This is a genomic window from Bremerella sp. P1 (genome assembly GCF_028748185.1).
In the GTDB taxonomy this organism is placed as follows: Bacteria; Planctomycetota; Planctomycetia; order Pirellulales; family Pirellulaceae; genus Bremerella.
Map to the genome: position 1 here is coordinate 5,508,782 of NZ_CP118164.1, position 16,116 is coordinate 5,524,897.

12 protein-coding genes are annotated in these 16,116 nt (G+C 54.5%); 6 read left to right on the forward strand and 6 right to left on the reverse strand.

Annotated features, from left to right (window positions below; translation table 11 throughout):
* Window positions 1–3 precede the first annotated feature (3 nt).
* The 5 genes from PSR63_RS22845 to PSR63_RS22865 form a co-directional block, all read right to left on the reverse strand.
* On the reverse strand, window positions 4–726 hold the full coding sequence (locus PSR63_RS22845; RefSeq protein ID WP_274327989.1) for an SGNH/GDSL hydrolase family protein: 723 nt from the start codon (window positions 724–726) through the stop codon (window positions 4–6).
* A 442-nt stretch (window positions 727–1,168) separates the two neighbouring features.
* Window positions 1,169–1,555 (reverse strand): carboxypeptidase-like regulatory domain-containing protein, encoded by a 387-nt coding sequence (locus tag PSR63_RS22850; RefSeq protein ID WP_274327990.1) that lies wholly within the window; start codon window positions 1,553–1,555, stop codon window positions 1,169–1,171.
* Between the two features lie 21 nt (window positions 1,556–1,576).
* Window positions 1,577–2,665 (reverse strand): DUF1559 domain-containing protein, encoded by a 1,089-nt coding sequence (locus PSR63_RS22855; protein WP_274327991.1) that lies wholly within the window; start codon window positions 2,663–2,665, stop codon window positions 1,577–1,579.
* Between the two features lie 492 nt (window positions 2,666–3,157).
* Complete coding sequence (locus PSR63_RS22860; RefSeq protein WP_274327992.1) at window positions 3,158–3,592, reverse strand: carboxypeptidase regulatory-like domain-containing protein; 435 nt, start codon at window positions 3,590–3,592, stop codon at window positions 3,158–3,160.
* 52 nt (window positions 3,593–3,644) lie between these two features.
* On the reverse strand, window positions 3,645–4,550 hold the full coding sequence (locus PSR63_RS22865) for a DUF1559 domain-containing protein (protein ID WP_274327993.1): 906 nt from the start codon (window positions 4,548–4,550) through the stop codon (window positions 3,645–3,647).
* Between the two features lie 380 nt (window positions 4,551–4,930).
* Between PSR63_RS22865 and PSR63_RS22870 the strand changes: the two genes are divergently transcribed.
* Window positions 4,931–5,464 (forward strand): sigma-70 family RNA polymerase sigma factor, encoded by a 534-nt coding sequence (locus PSR63_RS22870; protein WP_274327994.1) that lies wholly within the window; start codon window positions 4,931–4,933, stop codon window positions 5,462–5,464.
* Window positions 5,461–7,116: a LamG-like jellyroll fold domain-containing protein gene (locus PSR63_RS22875; protein WP_274327995.1), complete on the forward strand. Its 1,656-nt coding sequence runs from the start codon at window positions 5,461–5,463 to the stop codon at window positions 7,114–7,116. Before PSR63_RS22870 ends, PSR63_RS22875 begins: the two co-directional genes overlap by 4 nt.
* 42 nt (window positions 7,117–7,158) lie before the next feature.
* On the opposite strand, the gene PSR63_RS22880 is transcribed toward PSR63_RS22875, so the two are convergent.
* Window positions 7,159–8,331, reverse strand: a complete 1,173-nt coding sequence (locus PSR63_RS22880; protein ID WP_274327996.1) for a XylR family transcriptional regulator — start codon at window positions 8,329–8,331, stop codon at window positions 7,159–7,161.
* A 432-nt stretch (window positions 8,332–8,763) separates the two neighbouring features.
* On the opposite strand from PSR63_RS22880, the gene PSR63_RS22885 reads away from it, so the two are divergent.
* From PSR63_RS22885 to PSR63_RS22900, 4 genes are all read left to right on the forward strand, one after another.
* Window positions 8,764–11,172 (forward strand): PSD1 and planctomycete cytochrome C domain-containing protein, encoded by a 2,409-nt coding sequence (locus PSR63_RS22885; protein ID WP_274327997.1) that lies wholly within the window; start codon window positions 8,764–8,766, stop codon window positions 11,170–11,172.
* 65 nt (window positions 11,173–11,237) lie between these two features.
* The gene (locus PSR63_RS22890; protein WP_274327998.1) at window positions 11,238–12,713 is read left to right on the forward strand and encodes a DUF1501 domain-containing protein; all 1,476 of its coding nucleotides are present in this window, start codon (window positions 11,238–11,240) and stop codon (window positions 12,711–12,713) included.
* Window positions 12,714–12,884: 171 nt separating this feature from the next.
* Entirely contained in the window at window positions 12,885–14,483 is a 1,599-nt protein-coding gene (gene pckA / locus PSR63_RS22895) for a phosphoenolpyruvate carboxykinase (ATP) (RefSeq protein ID WP_274327999.1), read from the forward strand.
* A 121-nt stretch (window positions 14,484–14,604) separates the two neighbouring features.
* Window positions 14,605–16,053 (forward strand): sulfatase, encoded by a 1,449-nt coding sequence (locus PSR63_RS22900; protein ID WP_274328000.1) that lies wholly within the window; start codon window positions 14,605–14,607, stop codon window positions 16,051–16,053.
* Window positions 16,054–16,116 lie beyond the last annotated feature (63 nt).

Below are 16,116 nucleotides of genomic sequence, written 5' to 3' on the forward strand. Positions count from 1 at the left end.
CGGCTAATTGCCACTATCCGACTTGAGTGCGGACTGAATCGCCTGGGCGACTTGCTCGGCGAGGGCCTGAGAACCAGCGTCGGTAAAGTGCACGTTTTTGGGACGCTGAAGTTTCTCGACTTGTGGATCGCAAAAGGCGAAAAGATCGTTCACGGTTACGCTATTCTCTTTCATGATCTTGATGGCTGCCGCGTTGTACTTCGGTGGCGAGTTGGGTTCACGCAGCGGTCCGGTCGTGCCGGGAACAACCGGGGTGGTCGTGGCAAAAATCAACTTCGCGCCGGTTTTGTTCAGTCGCTCGACAATCTTTTCCAGGTTTGCGGCATACTGATCGACAGTTGCCTGGACGGGATCGCTCGGCTTATTGGATACTGAATTTCCACCTGGCTCGGTCACGTGTTTCAAGTCGTGAAGTCCCCAGTTGAAGTGGATCACGTCCCACTTGCGATCACCGATCCAGCGGTCGATGGACTCGACCCCTTTGGTCGTCCCGCTGCAGTTCTCCGGCTTCTTTCCGTCGGCGGTGTGCGGGCGAAAGACGTTCGCCTTGCCTTTGAGCAGATCGCGCACTTGCAGTGTGTAACCAATCGAAATGGAATCTCCCAAGATTAGCACGTTTGGCAAATTGGGATCAGGCGTTTCGGCCCACTTGCCGGGCTTGTCAGCGGCAAACAGGGATGTCGTAACCAAAAGGGCAAAGCACAGGGCGGTGAAAACTCTCGGCATGGTTTCGCTCACATGAGGAGGGCAGGGAGGAAGGACACAGAGAAATGGTAATCCAATCCGGCAGCAATCTCAATCAATTGAGTCCTTGCGCAATGGCTGACCTGGATGAGAGCCATCGCTTGGGAGAATCAGCATAGCGTTCGACCAAAGAAACAACAAACGACGCAGCTGACGGGCAAAACCATCGCTTCAAAGATAGAAAAGACCTACCGACGAAGTAGTTGCTCAGATAGCTTTCTTACCCAAAAAGATGTAATCAGAGCTGGCAGTCGATTGGTCAGGGACGCTGGCGGGAAACGAGCCCGCAGTATTTCGCTGGAGAGCGAAACGCCAGGTCGATTCTTCTCAGCGTCTCTGGATTAGACAGCATGGCCAAGGAAAGGTTCGCGCATGCAAAAGGCCAGGCTCATCCGAACAACAAGCCTGGCCTCTCTGCGTCACGCTATTTAGATTTCAGAGCAAAGTTGATCTCATTGACTTCGCCTGGGACGACTTTGGCAGATAGCTTGCCTGTTTGTGTGAACTTGGCAGGAACCAGCACACTCGGTTTCGGCTTCCCGGGAGGCGGTGTGTTGTTGATCGATACATCGTGGTCACCAATCAATGCTCCTGGGACTTCATTGGTATACACCAGGCGGTAATGCCCGGTGTCGTCGGTGAGGCCAAACGATGTTCGGCCTTCTCCTGTTGGCGAAAAACTAACCATCGCTCCGGGAGCCGGTTTTCCGTCGACCGTCACCATGCCGGAGACATCTGCCACGTTGCTGGGCATCGAATTCGAGCAGCCAACGCACAAGGCAAACGTAAGAAGTAAGGTAAATCGAATCATGTCTCTGATCCTTCTCGATCCTTAGAAAGAAGTCCGGGGTACGAAACCGTCGGCGCGATTGGCCAGGTTTTCCAGCACGGTGTTGTCGTGCCCTTCGTTGGGCGAGTGGTCAATCGTTTCCGGGATGAAGTGAACGGAGCCATCGCAATAGACAAACTGTACGCCGCCAGGGTGATGACTGTTGAAGCCGGCCCGGCACCAGAAGGTGTACAGCGGAGAGTTCAGCGGGTAAGCGACCGATCCGAGTGCGTTAGCCGAGTCCCATAGGTAGCCGCCCCCATTGGCAAAGCCATATGGATTGGTGCCTACGCAGGAGCACTTTCCCCCGGCAATGGAGTCATCGTCGTCCGGTGCGTCGTACCCGGCCGGTTCTTGGAGAAAGGTAACTCGTTCGCCAACGAGTAGCGTGTTACTCGTGCCATCGACAATGTCCGAGAAGGTGACGACCGCATCCAGGCCAAACGCTCCGTTGAAATTCGTCTTGCCGCCGCCACCAATTGGCGGAGCCCAGTAGGCCGTCCAGATGTATCGCTGCGAACCAGCGACCGCGGCGTAGTTTCCTTTGGCTTGATTAGTGCTCGGGTCCATGACCGGACGACCACTGCCACGCGTCAGTAGTCCCACGCCGTCTTGAATCGGTTGGATGATCTCGTCCCCGGCGTCCGAAGGGCAGACAAACGCCTCGATAGGTGTCTGCATGATGTCGATCAGTTCTCTACCTGACGCACCGTTAACCGCACTACCAGGCGTGGCGGCTTCATCCAGACGAGTCACGCCAGGATTGAGGCGATCATAAATGTTGTTCTGTTCGAAGAATGGAAACAAATGCAACGACCAGGCGGTAGCGTTGTTGTCGCCGTTGCCGCCGGAGTTGTAATAGCCCATCCCACCGGCCGGGAAGCTACCGAACGTGTCGTGATAGTTGTGGATCGCCAAACCTATCTGCTTGAGATTGTTCGTGCAGCTCATGCGACGTGCCGCTTCGCGAGCCTGTTGCACCGCTGGCAAAAGAAGTGCGATCAGCACGCCAATGATGGCTATCACCACTAACAGTTCAACGAGGGTAAATCCCCGACGAACACGAGGGATAGCGAAAATTCGACTCTGCATACGAAGACTCCCAACGAAACATGAAATAAAGACGCGTTGCCGTTTCACTTCTGTGAATGAATCTCAAAAAGTGATCGGCTGACTTCGTATCGGGAGGCAAGTCACGTGCCGCGTGCAGTAGCAGCGGCACGTCCTTACTCGTGTGAATTTGGTGATCCCAGAAAAGTTGTGGCTAGATCGCGCGCGATCGTGCCGAAAAAGCACAAAAACGCGATATGGTGATTTCAGCATCGAGGATGAGATGAAAAGAACCTCAGGCCGATGCAAAAATGGATCGGATCAAGAATTGACCAGCCGTGTAAATCTTAGGCGGCAGCGTCGCAAGATTGTGCAAGACAATTGGGAAGCTTAACAGGATTAGCGAAAAAGCCGGGTCTAACCGAGCAGCTATCGCAACAATCAAAGCCGAGGCCAGCTTGGTTGCGGCAACGATGCCCGGTGATCCCCGGCCTTACGCAATTAAGTTTCACAGGTACGTCTCGCTGAATGATATCAGCGCTTATTCTTGCCGGACTCCAGCTCAAAGTCCGCCATATCGGTTCCGCTCGAAGGAACGGTGAATGTCAACTCGGAACGGTTGTTGTACCGCATAGGAACGGTTTCTTCGGCAAGGAGTTCCTTGGTATCGTTGTCGACGAGCTTCGTCGAAATCGAAACGACATGTTCACCCACAACGGCACCATCCTGACCACCCATCGACTTCAAAGTGAAGACGCCTGAGTCGTCGGTCATTCCTGTGGAAGGTCGACCCGATTCAAGCGAAGTGCTTTGAGGGATAAACGCGACGGTCGCTCCGGCCAGAGGTTGGCCGTCCAATGTGACCTTCCCGGTCACGGGCTGATAGTTGAATCCGTCTTGACTGCTCCCGCAGCCCATCGCCGCGATCAACATGGCGGCGATGGAGAGGGATGTGCTTAGCTTAAGCATGATTGATCTGAATCCTTCTACAGAAAACTCTGCTGGTTAACGCGACATGGATTTAATCGTTGGGAATGACCTTGCCATCATCCCGCTGCGTCATGAAGCGATAAGCATTCAGATTGATTGTCTCAGGCAGAAAGCGAACCGAGCCGTCCGACATGCTCACATTGGCACCGCCTGGATGTAAGGAAACTGCCAAGGTCCACGTGTTGGTTCCATTGACCCCGTTCGCGTAGTCGGTGGCACTCCCCGGTCCGCGACCAATGCAGAGAAACGGCTTGCGCCCGCTACCGTTATCGTTGTCACGAACACCGGCCCACAAGCCCGCACGGAAGTTGTTGCCGTTGATCGTCTTGCCTGTTTTTTCGCCAAACAGAATCGTGTTCGAGGTTCCGTCTGTGATGTCACGTAATCCCACATTACTGTTGCGGGAGAAGATGCCCCGGTCAGCACTGGTACCGTATTCGCTTCCGTTGAGCGACTTGTTGCCGTAGTTGCCCAGGTAGTTGGACGTTCCGTTGTCGTTCTCTTTACCATTCTTTCCGCCGGTGATATCCGAAGGGCACAGATATGCATTGATTTCGTTTGTTGAGAGACCTGCATTTGGATTGCCGAGCGTCGAGGTCTTCACCCATTCCCACTTGAAGTCGATCTTATCGTGCAAGGAGTTCTGCTCGATGAAGGGCAAGATGAGCGTACTCCAACCCCAGAAGTTGTTGTTTTGGAAATTGCTCCGGTCCGAAGGGCGAATCCAACCTGCCGGAAGCGTGCCGAAGGTGTCGTGATAGTTGTGCACGGCCAGACCCAACTGCTTCAGGTTGTTGGTGCACTGCATACGCCGCGCGGCTTCGCGGGCTTGTTGGACTGCTGGCAACAGCAATGCAATAAGGACGCCGATAATGGCGATAACCACCAACAGTTCTACCAACGTAAAACCAACTCTGGCGGACGTTCTGTGGGACATGCAAATGTTCCTGCAATAATCGAAGACTAGAAAATAAAGAGAATGAAAATCGACGGAGCAAGCATCTTGCTCGGTGTCTTGTCAGAACGATTTATTTTCAGACTCATGCGAATTTAAAAAGGAGCAATGAGTTCCAGCTGAAAATCAAAAGGGTTCGATGAGTAATGAAAAGATTGTCTGACAAGGACTTGGACAACGATTGATTCACGCGACCACCGTTGCCTTCGCTATCTAATTGACGTAGTCCGAGGCGCATTCCGGAAAAAAATGCGCTGTTTTCATTTTTTTCCGGAATCAGCCCTCGGTTTCAGCAATTGATAATATGGCAGCAGATATGCGCGTTTCGACAAACCCCATCCAGAGGTTACTAGTCAGGCGGTATGCGTGGAATTGATGACGATTTCGTGATGGCATTCTTAGAGGCACAAGGTCCGCTGCTGCAATACATTCAGTCCATGGTCCCGCGTTTAAAAGATGCGGAGGACGTATTGCAGGAGACGGCGATCACCTTATGGGAAAAGAGGTCGGATTACTCCTCCGAGCGAGGCAGCTTCGTTGCATGGGGGCGAGGGATCGCACGTTTCAAGGCCCTCGAGTTCATGCGAAAGAATCGTCCTCAAGCGATCTTCAGTGAAGCCATCTCCATCAAGCTCGACGAACTGGCGATTGCCGCATCCGACGACGACGGCCAGCGGGAACGACAGATCGACGCTCTACAATGCTGTATTGAGCGACTATCGAAAAGCGAGCAAGCGACTTTGGATAAACATTACCGTCAAAAGAAGTCGATCAGCGAAATCGCGGCTGAGCACGGCAAGGGGCTTAGTACCATTTACGAGCGACTTCAGAAGATTCGTAGTCGTCTGTCACGTTGTATCCAGCGGAATATGGAACCCGGAGTCAATCCACTATGATCCCCGATCCCAAGCAAGCCCGCTTCAACGAACTTACTAGCCGCTGGTGTTCGGGCGATATCGAGGCCCACGAGACGACGGAACTGGAGTCGTTGTTGACGGAGTTTCCCGAACTGCTCGAACAGTTCGCCGATGCAACGCGCCTTAACTCGATGCTCGCGCAACAGTATCGCGGGGAAGCGTTCGCAACCAAGCTTCTGCTTAATAGTGCTGCGCACGAGCCGACCGAAGATGATCCGCCGATGCCGCTTAGTCAGCAAGAGCCTGCTTACGATACGCAGCGAATTGTCGCGAGTCGTTGGGCCTTGCTCGCTGCCAGCGTGATCTTCGTGGCAGGACTATTAGGCTACGGATATTTGATGTCGGATCGCGGCGCCGAGCAGTTGGCCAAGAACAACTTGCCGGCCCCGGTCGAGATCATTCAGCGGATCGACTGTGTCTTCGAGAGTGAACGCTGGGGGGTGATGCAGGAGAACCACTTTCATATTGGGGAAACACTACAGATTGCCGAGGGGCTCGCTTTAATGAAGTTTGCTCGTGGGGCGAAGGTTTCCATCGAAGGCCCGGCCGAACTCAAGATCCTTTCCGAAAACAGCGCCTTTCTAACCGAAGGACGGATTTCGGCAGTCTGTCCTCCATCGGCCAACGGTTTCGAGATCAATACGCCCAGTGGGAAGATCGTCGATCATGGTACCGAGTTCGGCGTTCTCGTATGGGCTAATGGCGCCACCGAAACGCATGTGTTTGAAGGCGAGGTCGAGGTCTTTCCCTCGAAAGGAACGGAGTCGTTTCGCCTGACGACGGCCATGGCCGCTCGCACGCGGGTCAACAAGACATATGTTGAGATTCCCAATAACCCGAGCCTGTTCATTCGTGTACCGGATCGGTTAGCACTGGATGCCATGCCGAAGGAAGGGCTCGCCAAAATTGACTTCTTGCCGCGGCCCAAGCTTTGGTTCGATGCGACGATAGGTGTTCAAGTCGACAACAAAGACCGCGTGATTTGTTGGCAGAATATGGGCAGCGCGAACGTGGAAAGCAACGCCTGGCAAGTCGGCCCAGGCCGTCGACCCGCGTTCGAACCGGAGACCGCGAACGGCCGGCCAGCATTACGTTTCAACGAGAGTCAATTCTTAGCGACCACGCCGCTCAAACTTGGCAACGAGGTATCGGTGTTGGTAGTCACCGCAACGCAACCACGAGAAAAGAATGACCAGAACGGACAGATCATTAACTTCAACGGACCTTCCATCCTGGTGCTGGATGTAATCGATGGTCCCAGGCTCGAAGGCCGCGTGTATGCCCATGGCGGTAAATATAAAGGCAATAACCAACTGCAAAGCCCCGAGCAGCTAACGCACGGCCAGTTTTTCGTCGGTGGCTGTCGCTACAGCGTCGAGGAAGATCTTTTTCAGCTCTTTACCAACGGCGAGCTGACCATCGAGAGTGCCGCTGCCGGGAACATTGCGGCCAATTCGTCGCGTGTCATCGGAGCCCATCGATGGCGAAGCCAGGACTTCTACCGTGGAGCCATCGCTGAAGTGGTCGTCTACGACCGACTGCTCACTGAAGAGGAATATCAACTCGCGACGTTGGCGCTGATGGAGAAGTATCAGATTCAGACGATGCCGGCCGAAGAGGATCCCTCATAAGGATCCTCTTTCGATTAAGCCAAGGTGAACGCAGGCGTACAACTATCGGAAGCGGCGTGAGGCACCCTTCACATTTTGCGTACGGTACTGACCTGGCGTTTGGCCGAGTTCTCGCTTGAAGACGACGCTCATGTACTCTGGGTGATCGTAGCCCGATAGGCCGGCGATTCGTTCTAGAGGGAGATCCGTTTCTCGCAATAGTTGCTTCACACGTTTGAGCTGCACGTTGCGGATCTCAGCCTGAGGGCTGCGACCGATAAACTTCCGAAAACGACGCTCAAGAATACTGCGAGAAACCGGCACGTGTTGGAGGACGTCGACTACCGAGATGCCGTCGCAGGCATGCTGGCGAATGTATTTCACGGCCGAAGCGACCAGTGGGTCCTCGATGGCCAACACGTCGGTCGACTGGCGGGTCACAATTCCCAGTGGTTCGACCAGCTTGCTCATCTGGGTCGGTTCTTCCCCTTTCATCAGCCGATCGAGCAGGGCAGCAGCCTCAAAGCCGATTCGCTGCGGATTGGGCATCACGCTCGAAAGTGGCGGGTCACACAGTTCGCAGACGAGTTCGTCGTTGTCGACCCCGATCACGGCTACTTCTTCCGGAACGGCAGCGCTGATTCGACGGCAAGCGTCCAGGACGTGCTGACCTCGCATGTCGTTACAAGCCATGATGCCGATCGGGCGAGGTAGACCCCGCAGCCAGTCGCAAAGTTGGGCTTGTTGTTGTTCCCAAGTAAGTGCCGACGAACTGTCCCATGGTCCTTCAAGCAGTTCCACAGGGCCTGCCGTTTTCTCGATCGCGTCCTTGAAGCCTTGGTATCGGCGGGTCGACCAGTTGTGTCCACTGAACCCACAGAAGGCGAAATTACGGAATCCGCGTTCCAGCAAGTGGGCGGCGCCCATTCGCCCGACAGCTTCGTGGTCGGTGCCGATGTGAGGGAGACCTTGGTCCCCGTAAATGTCGGTCAGGTCGACGGTGGGAATGTTCCACGCCTTTAGCTGTTCCGCCAGGGCAGGGGTCGTGCTTCGGGTGATGATGCCATCGCCGTCCCAGTTTTCCAGCCAGGCAGGTGGTCGATAGGCGAGTTCACGAAGGTCGACGAACATCGACCAGGGCTCATTGGCCACCACATAACGATTAATACCACGAAGGACCTCACGTCCATAAACGAGAGAGGTCTCAACAATGAGCATGACGCGACGACGTTGCATAGAAAAGGGGCTCAGTCTGCGATGAGGTTTCTTGTCGGAAAGGAATTCCCATTATGGGCCGAAATGATTCTCAAACGCAATCGTGAGTTAATTGTTAGGACAAATTTTCTAAGAATTTCTTTCCGCCATGAAGTAGGCTGAAACAGATAGAGAACGTCGGCTACAGCACGTTTGGAAGCGTGCTCGTAAGCTCGCTGGGCGCTATTGATAGCAGCCTAGAAAAGGCTCTCAATACGTTTTCGGTAAATCTCATTGATTCACTTCCTGTCAATGTGAAGAATAGAGAGAATGATGGAGTAAAGCTTCTCTTAACCTTAGCGATGCCTTGTCGAAAGCCTTCCGCTTCAGCAAAGCACAGTCCTACCTCAACTACGCTGTAAGTTACTACATATGCTCTACTTAAGTGATGTTGTGCGGTTCCGGTCAACTGCGATGATTTGCCTCGTGTTCCTGGTCTGCACCGGGATGGTCCAGGCCCAAGAGTCTCCGGAACCAACCGTCAAATTCAATCGCGATGTGAAGCCAATCCTGGCGAAGAAGTGTTTTGCGTGTCACGGCCCTGCAGAACAAGAGAGCAGTCTCCGACTGGACGAACGGGATAGCGCCGTGGCGGAAGCTGACTCGGGCATGATTGCGATTGTTCCCGGCAATGTGGAAGAAAGCGAACTCATTCGACGTATTACTTCGCATGACGAGTTCGAGAAAATGCCCCCCGAAGGTGAGGGGGTAAAGCCAGAGGAGCTGGCCATTCTTAAGACATGGATTAAGGAAGGTGCTCAATTTCAAGGGCACTGGGCATTTGAGCCTGTTTCCGACCCGAAGCCGCCAGCAACCGAACACGCGGATTGGACGCAAAACCCAATCGATCAATTCATCCTCGCTCGACTCGAAGAAAGCGGTTTGGAGCCGAACGCTCCAGCCTCGAAGCGAACGCTGATTCGTCGCGCTTATTACAACCTGACTGGCTTGCCGCCGACTAAGGAAGAGATCGAAGCGTTCGAGAAAGATGATTCGCCCGATGCCTGGAAGAATTTGGTGGATAAGCTACTGGCTTCCGAGCATTACGGCGAGAAGTGGGGACGTCATTGGCTCGACCTGGTCCGATTCGCGGAAACGAACAGCTACGAACGTGACGGTGTGAAGCCAAATGCGTGGAAGTATCGCGACTACGTGATTCGTTCGTTCAACGACAACAAGCCATATGATCAATTTGTCATCGAGCAGTTGGCTGGCGACGAAATCGAGAATCCAACCCCTGAGTCGATCATTGCCACCGGCTATTACAAGTTGGGCGTTTGGGATGATGAACCAGCCGATCCTCTGCTGCACGAGTTCGATCAATACGACGACATCATTTCGACAACCAGCAAAACGTTTTTGGGAATCACGATCGGCTGTGCCCGTTGTCACGATCACAAGATCGATCCGATCAGCCAGGAAAACTACTACGAGTTCCTATCCTTCTTCCGCGGAATGAAGCCTTACGGCAATCGCGGAGATGTATCGTTTAGTCAGCGTGAGATCTCGTCGCCTGAGGTGATCTCGGCTCATGACAATCATCGACGTGAACGTGAAGCAGTCGAGAATCGCCTGAACGAGATTGTTTCAGCCGCAATTGAGCAATTGCCTGAAAATGAACAGAAGGAAGTAAAGCGCCAGCGCGATCCGAATCGCCGTCGCGAACGCATGGACGATCGCATCGCCGAACTCGTCCCGAATGAAGCTTCGGAATACGCAGAACTGAAGCGGCAACTGGATGCTGTTAAAGATAAGGAAAAGTACCTTCCAGCTCGCGAGTTCGCCTTGGCCGTGAATAAGGCCAATAAGAATCCGGCAGAAACGACGATCATGCTGCGAGGGAATCCGCACGTCCCCGGCGATGTCGTCTCGCCAGGATTCCCGAAGTACTTCAACGATCCAAAACCAGAGATTCCGGCGCCGGCAGCCGAGCAGCAGACCTCGGGGCGTCGACTCGTCCTGGCGAAATGGATCGCCTCGGAAGACAACCTGATGACCGCACGCGTCATGGTCAATCGAATCTGGCAATTCCAGTTCGGTCGTGGTCTTGTGCGATCGTCCAGCAACTTTGGGCAGCTTGGAACTCCACCGACGCATCCGGAACTGTTGGACTGGCTGACGAAGGAATTCGTCCGCAGTGGTTGGGATATCAAGCACATGCAGAAGTTGATGATGCTCTCGTCGGCCTATCAAATGTCTTCGGCAGGGGCCGAAAAGGGACTGGCCCAAGACCCAGCCAACGATCTTTTCTGGCGGTTCAATTCGCGTCGTCTGACGGCGGAAGAAGTGCGGGACTCGATCTTGCTGGTCAATGGTCGGTTGAACGACAAGATGTATGGCCACGGCTTCTATCCGAAAATCTCGGCGGAAGTGATGGCAGGACAGTCGAAGCCAGGCGATGGCTGGGGCAATTCTTCCTACGAAGAACAAGCTCGCCGTGCCGTTTACATTCACGTCAAACGATCGCTGCTGACGCCGATTCTGTCGAACTTTGACTTTCCTGAGACAGACGCTCCTTGTGAGGAACGTTTCGTCACCACGCAGCCTGCCCAGGCTTTGGGGATGATCAACGGCGACTTTGCTAACGCACAATCCACCGAACTGGCCAAGCGTGTTCGCGAAACAGGAGCGACCACACCGGAAGACCAGATTCGCGAGGCGGTCCAATTCGCCATGGCTCGTGAGGCAAACGATCAAGATGTCAAGGTTGGCATCTCGCTGATCAACGATTTGAAGAAAGACCACGGTCTCGATGACCAGCGTGCTTTCGATTTGTATTGCCTGATGCTGATTAACTTGAACGAATTCTTCTTCCTGGACTAGCGTGCTCTCCTTTGAGAAGCGGTGAACGTTCAGTGAATGAAATATATTTTGAAGGAAGGTGAATCATGTCGAACTCGGATATGCCAAAACCAAGTTATTGTGGCAACACGCGGCGCGAGTTCTTGTGGAATGCCGGGGCGAAGTTCCCAGGCTTGGCGCTTACGTACATGTTGGCCAAGGATGGATTTCTGGCAAACCAGGCCGTAGCCGCCGATGGCGTGTCGTCCTTTGACAATCCCTTGGCCGCCAAGCAGCCGATGTTCGAAGGCAAAGCCAAGAACGTCATCTTCCTGTTCATGTATGGCGGTCCGAGCCATATCGATACGTTCGACTACAAGCCCAAGCTGTACGGCCTGGATGGCAAGACCGTTCCGGTGAAGACCAAGGGACGTGGTGGCGAAAAGAACGAAGGCCGTGTCGTTGGTCCGAAGTGGAACTTCAAGCAGTATGGCCAGTCAGGACAATGGGTCTCGGACCTGTTTCCTAACCTGGCGACCTGCGTCGATGACATCGCCTTCTTGAAGTCGTGTCAGGCCGACTCGCCAATTCACGGATCGGCCATGTTGATGATGAACTCCGGCCGTATTCTCAGCGGCTTCCCAACGTTAGGTTCGTGGGTCACTTACGGGCTGGGTACGGTCAATCAGAACTTGCCAGGCTACGTCGTGATGCTGGACCCGACGGGCGGTCCGATCAGTGGTGCCAAAAACTGGACGTGCGGCTTCATGCCAGCCAACTACCAGGGCACGATCTTCCGCAGCAAGGGGGCACCGATTATCGATCTGGCCACGCCCGAGGGAATGACCCGAGAAGCCCAGCGTCGTATCCTCGACGCGATGAAAGAGGCCAATCAGCAGCACTACGCTTCGCGAGTCGACAACACCGAACTGTCGGCGCGGATTCATAGTTACGAGCTCGCCTATCGCATGCAGGAACATGCTCCTGAGGCGGTCGATCTCGAAAACGAAACGGAAGACACGAAGAAGCTGTACGGTATCGACAATCCGCAGACCGAAGAGTTCGGTCGTCGCTGCTTGTTGGCTCGCCGATTGGTGGAGCGAGGTGTTCGCTTCGTTCAGCTCTATTCCGGCGGTCACCACAACGACAATAACTGGGATGCTCACGGCGATCTGGAAAAGAACCACAACTACCACGCCGGTCGCACTGACAAGCCGATTGCCGGTCTGATCAAAGACCTCAAGCGTAAGGGCATGCTGGACGATACGCTGATCGTCTGGGGTGGTGAGTTTGGTCGTCAGCCGACAGCCGAATATGAAAAGGGTACCGGTCGCGATCACAACTCGTACGGGTTCACCATGTGGATGGCAGGTGGCGGTATCAAGGGTGGTGTTTCGTACGGAGCCACCGACGAACTCGGGGCCTCGGCGGTCGAAAATCCGCTGCACGTCAAGCGAATTCATGCCACCATCCTGAATCAGTTGGGACTCGACCCGAATCACCTCAGCTACTTCTACAGTGGACTGGATCAAAAGCTGGTCGGCGTGGAACATACCGATCCGATTCACGAGATCATTTCTTAGTCTTCCAGACGTCGACTCTCTCGAGAAAACCAATACCTATGAAAGCGTCTCGCTCGTATCGAGTGAGACGCTTTTTTGCTGCGCTTTAGTCGGGGTCGCGTCGGGCTGAAAACGGGGTAAAATACGGCAAGATGTGATGCGAGGCCTTCATCCCCACGAAGTGGTGCAGCAATGAGTAAGATCGATTTAAAAGGATTGGATATCGATGTCGAAGACGTACGCCGGAATATGGCCCCTTCGACTCTCTATGAAGAAGCCATTCGAGACGAGGAAGACGCGGCCATCGCCGATTCCGGGGCTCTGATTGCCTACAGTGGTGCAAAGACCGGGCGGTCTCCGAAAGACAAGCGAGTTGTCGAAGCGGAACAGTCGAAGGACGACGTCTGGTGGGGAACGATCAATATCCCCATCGAAGACTACACCTATCGCATCAATCTCGAGCGGGCCAAAGATTATCTAAATACGCGCAAGAAGCTGTATGTCATTGATGCGTTTGCCGGCTGGGATCCGAAATACCGCCTGAAGATTCGGGTGATCTGCTCGCGCCCTTATCACGCGTTGTTCATGCACACCATGCTGATCCGGCCAACCGCCGAGGAACTGAAGGATTTTGGCGATCCGGACGTGGTGATCTACAACGCCGGCCGTTTTCCGGCCAATCGCCATACGCCTGGGATGACCTCGAAGACCAGTGTGGACGTCAATCTAGAAGACCGCGAGATGGTCATCCTCGGCACGGAATACGCCGGGGAAATGAAGAAGGGCGTCTTCACCATGATGAACTATTACATGCCCAAGCAGGGCGTGCTGTCGATGCATTGCAGTGCGACCTGTGCTCCCGATTCGGATCAAAGCAGTATCCTGTTCGGCCTTTCTGGTACCGGCAAGACAACGCTTTCCGCTGATCCGAAGCGGCTGTTGATCGGCGATGACGAGCATTGCTGGAGCGATGACGGCGTCTTCAATATTGAAGGGGGCTGCTACGCCAAAGCGATCGATCTGACGCCTGACAATGAGCCCGAGATCTTCCAGGCACTGCGTTTTGGTTCGGTTTTAGAGAACGTGGTTTACGACAAAGAAGATCATCACGTTGACTTCACGGATACCAGCATCACGCAGAATACGCGTGGGGCGTATCCGATTGAGTTCATTCGCAACGCCAAGATTCCGTGCGTTGCTGGGCATCCGAGCGATGCGATCTTCTTGACCTGCGACGCGTTTGGCGTGCTTCCGCCGGTTAGCCGGCTGACGCCTGCCCAGGCCATGTACCACTTCATTTCCGGTTACACGGCCAAGATTGCCGGTACCGAAATGGGTGTTACCGAACCGCAAGCAACGTTTAGTCCTTGCTTCGGAGGTCCCTTCCTCGTGTGGCATCCCGGCAAATACGCCGAACTTCTGGCCGACAAGTTGAGAAAGCACAACACGAATGTGTGGCTCGTGAACACGGGCTGGACGGGCGGTGCTCACGGCGTTGGGTCGCGGATCAAGCTGAAATATACCCGAGCTATTGTCGATGCCATCCACAACGGCGAGTTGGCCAAGGCTCCGACGGCGGTTGACCCCGTGTTTGGTCTTCATGTGGTTCAGTCGTGTCCTGGGGTTCCCAGTGAGATGCTCAACCCGCAAAGCACCTGGGAGGATCCTGCCCAGTACTTTGCTACCGCATCGAGATTGGCGTCACTTTTTATTGATAATTTCCAGAAGTACGCCTCTGGGGTTACGGAAGAAGTACGTCAGGCAGGGCCAGTCACCGAAACTTCTGTCTAAAAGAATCTCGGCTCCGGGTGAATCTCATCTCGATTCCGATTATGCTCAAGCATCGGCCTGCGCGGATTGAAACGTTTGGGCCTGTCGGCATCGCGATAACCCCACCTGGAGATGAGACGGCATGACGACTCGAGTCTTCCCCTGCCTGCTGCTTTTCTTACTGATCACATGTTGCTGGGGCGTCACTGCCCAAGCCGCCGAAGCCAAACGCCCCAACTTTGTCTTCTTCCTTGTGGATGACCTCGGCTGGGCAGACCTGACTTGCTACGGCAGTACCTTCCACGAGACCCCCAATATTGATGCCTTGGCCTCAAGTGGGATGAAATTCAATCAGGCGTACACGGCATGTCCCGTATGCTCGCCAACACGGGCCTCGATTCTGACCGGCCGCCACCCAGTGCGGGTGGATGTGACTGACTGGATTCCTGGCAATGGGGGCACCGGCAAGTTCCTTCAGGTCCAAGATCGCGATAACCTGGCACTAGATGAAGTGACAATCGCCGAGGTGCTGAAAGGGGAGGGGTACCAAACCTTCTTTGCGGGCAAATGGCACCTAGGGGATGAAGGGCATTGGCCCACCGATCAAGGTTTCGATACCAACATCGGCGGGAATCATAAGGGTTCGCCTCCTGGTGGTTACTACGCTCCTTGGAAAAACCCCACGCTTGAGGCCAAGAAGGATGGGGAATACCTGACCGAGCGACTGACCGAGGAGTCGATTCACTTCCTAGAGACACGCGACGTGGAGAAGCCGTTCTTCCTGTATCTCTGCTATTACAATGTTCACACCCCGATCACCCCCTACAAAAAGCGGGTTGAGCACTTCCAGGAAAAGGCCGAAAAGACCTTTCAGGATAAGACACCGACGATCGTCGAGCACAACGGGCAATCGCGAGCCCGCCAGGACAACGCCGCGTACGCTTCGATGGTCGCCGCGGTCGATCAAAGCGTTGGGGATATCCTCGATAAACTCGAGGAGTTGAAGCTGGACGATAATACGGTCGTTTGTTTCTTCTCGGACAACGGCGGCCTGTGTACCCTGCGTGGCGCTGGCCCGACGTGTAACTTGCCGCTCCGAAGTGGCAAGGGATGGTTGTATGAAGGGGGCGTGCGAAGCCCGATGATCGTGCGTGCTCCCGGGGTGACCGCCGCGGGTAGCGTATCAGAATCGCCGGTTGTCAGCACCGACTTCTTCCCAACAATGCTGGACCTGGCCGATTTACCGCTGCAGCCCAAGCTGCATGCCGATGGTCAATCGCTGATCGACTTGTTGGAAGAGGAGAAGTCGCCGGAACCTCGAGCCTTCTATTGGCACTATCCTCATTACCACGGTTCGACCTGGACACCGGGTGCTTCGATTCGCGACGGCGATTGGAAGCTGATCGAGTTTTACGAATATGACGAGGTCGAACTCTACAACCTTGCCAAAGACCCCGGCGAGCAGAACGACTTGAGCCAGTCGATGCCGGAAAAGACGACCGAGCTTCGCGAGAAGCTAAAAGCCTGGCAGAAGAAGATGAACGCCAAAATGCCAGAGCCTAACCCTAAGTATCGCGGCGGCGCGAAATAGAACATTGCCCCCGGTTTGTGAAGACTGCTAGCTGAGCTACAATCGAGCCCCAACATCCCGCCT

Coding starts and splice junctions, on each gene's coding strand:
- PSR63_RS22845 (WP_274327989.1), bottom strand. CDS start 726: ATGCCGAGAGTTTTCACCGCCCTGTGCTTTGCCCTTTTGGTTACGACA.
- PSR63_RS22850 (WP_274327990.1), bottom strand. CDS start 1,555: ATGATTCGATTTACCTTACTTCTTACGTTTGCCTTGTGCGTTGGCTGC.
- PSR63_RS22855 (WP_274327991.1), bottom strand. CDS start 2,665: ATGCAGAGTCGAATTTTCGCTATCCCTCGTGTTCGTCGGGGATTTACC.
- PSR63_RS22860 (WP_274327992.1), bottom strand. CDS start 3,592: ATGCTTAAGCTAAGCACATCCCTCTCCATCGCCGCCATGTTGATCGCG.
- PSR63_RS22865 (WP_274327993.1), bottom strand. CDS start 4,550: ATGTCCCACAGAACGTCCGCCAGAGTTGGTTTTACGTTGGTAGAACTG.
- PSR63_RS22870 (WP_274327994.1), top strand. CDS start 4,931: ATGCGTGGAATTGATGACGATTTCGTGATGGCATTCTTAGAGGCACAA.
- PSR63_RS22875 (WP_274327995.1), top strand. CDS start 5,461: ATGATCCCCGATCCCAAGCAAGCCCGCTTCAACGAACTTACTAGCCGC.
- PSR63_RS22880 (WP_274327996.1), bottom strand. CDS start 8,331: ATGCAACGTCGTCGCGTCATGCTCATTGTTGAGACCTCTCTCGTTTAT.
- PSR63_RS22885 (WP_274327997.1), top strand. CDS start 8,764: ATGATTTGCCTCGTGTTCCTGGTCTGCACCGGGATGGTCCAGGCCCAA.
- PSR63_RS22890 (WP_274327998.1), top strand. CDS start 11,238: ATGTCGAACTCGGATATGCCAAAACCAAGTTATTGTGGCAACACGCGG.
- pckA (WP_274327999.1), top strand. CDS start 12,885: ATGAGTAAGATCGATTTAAAAGGATTGGATATCGATGTCGAAGACGTA.
- PSR63_RS22900 (WP_274328000.1), top strand. CDS start 14,605: ATGACGACTCGAGTCTTCCCCTGCCTGCTGCTTTTCTTACTGATCACA.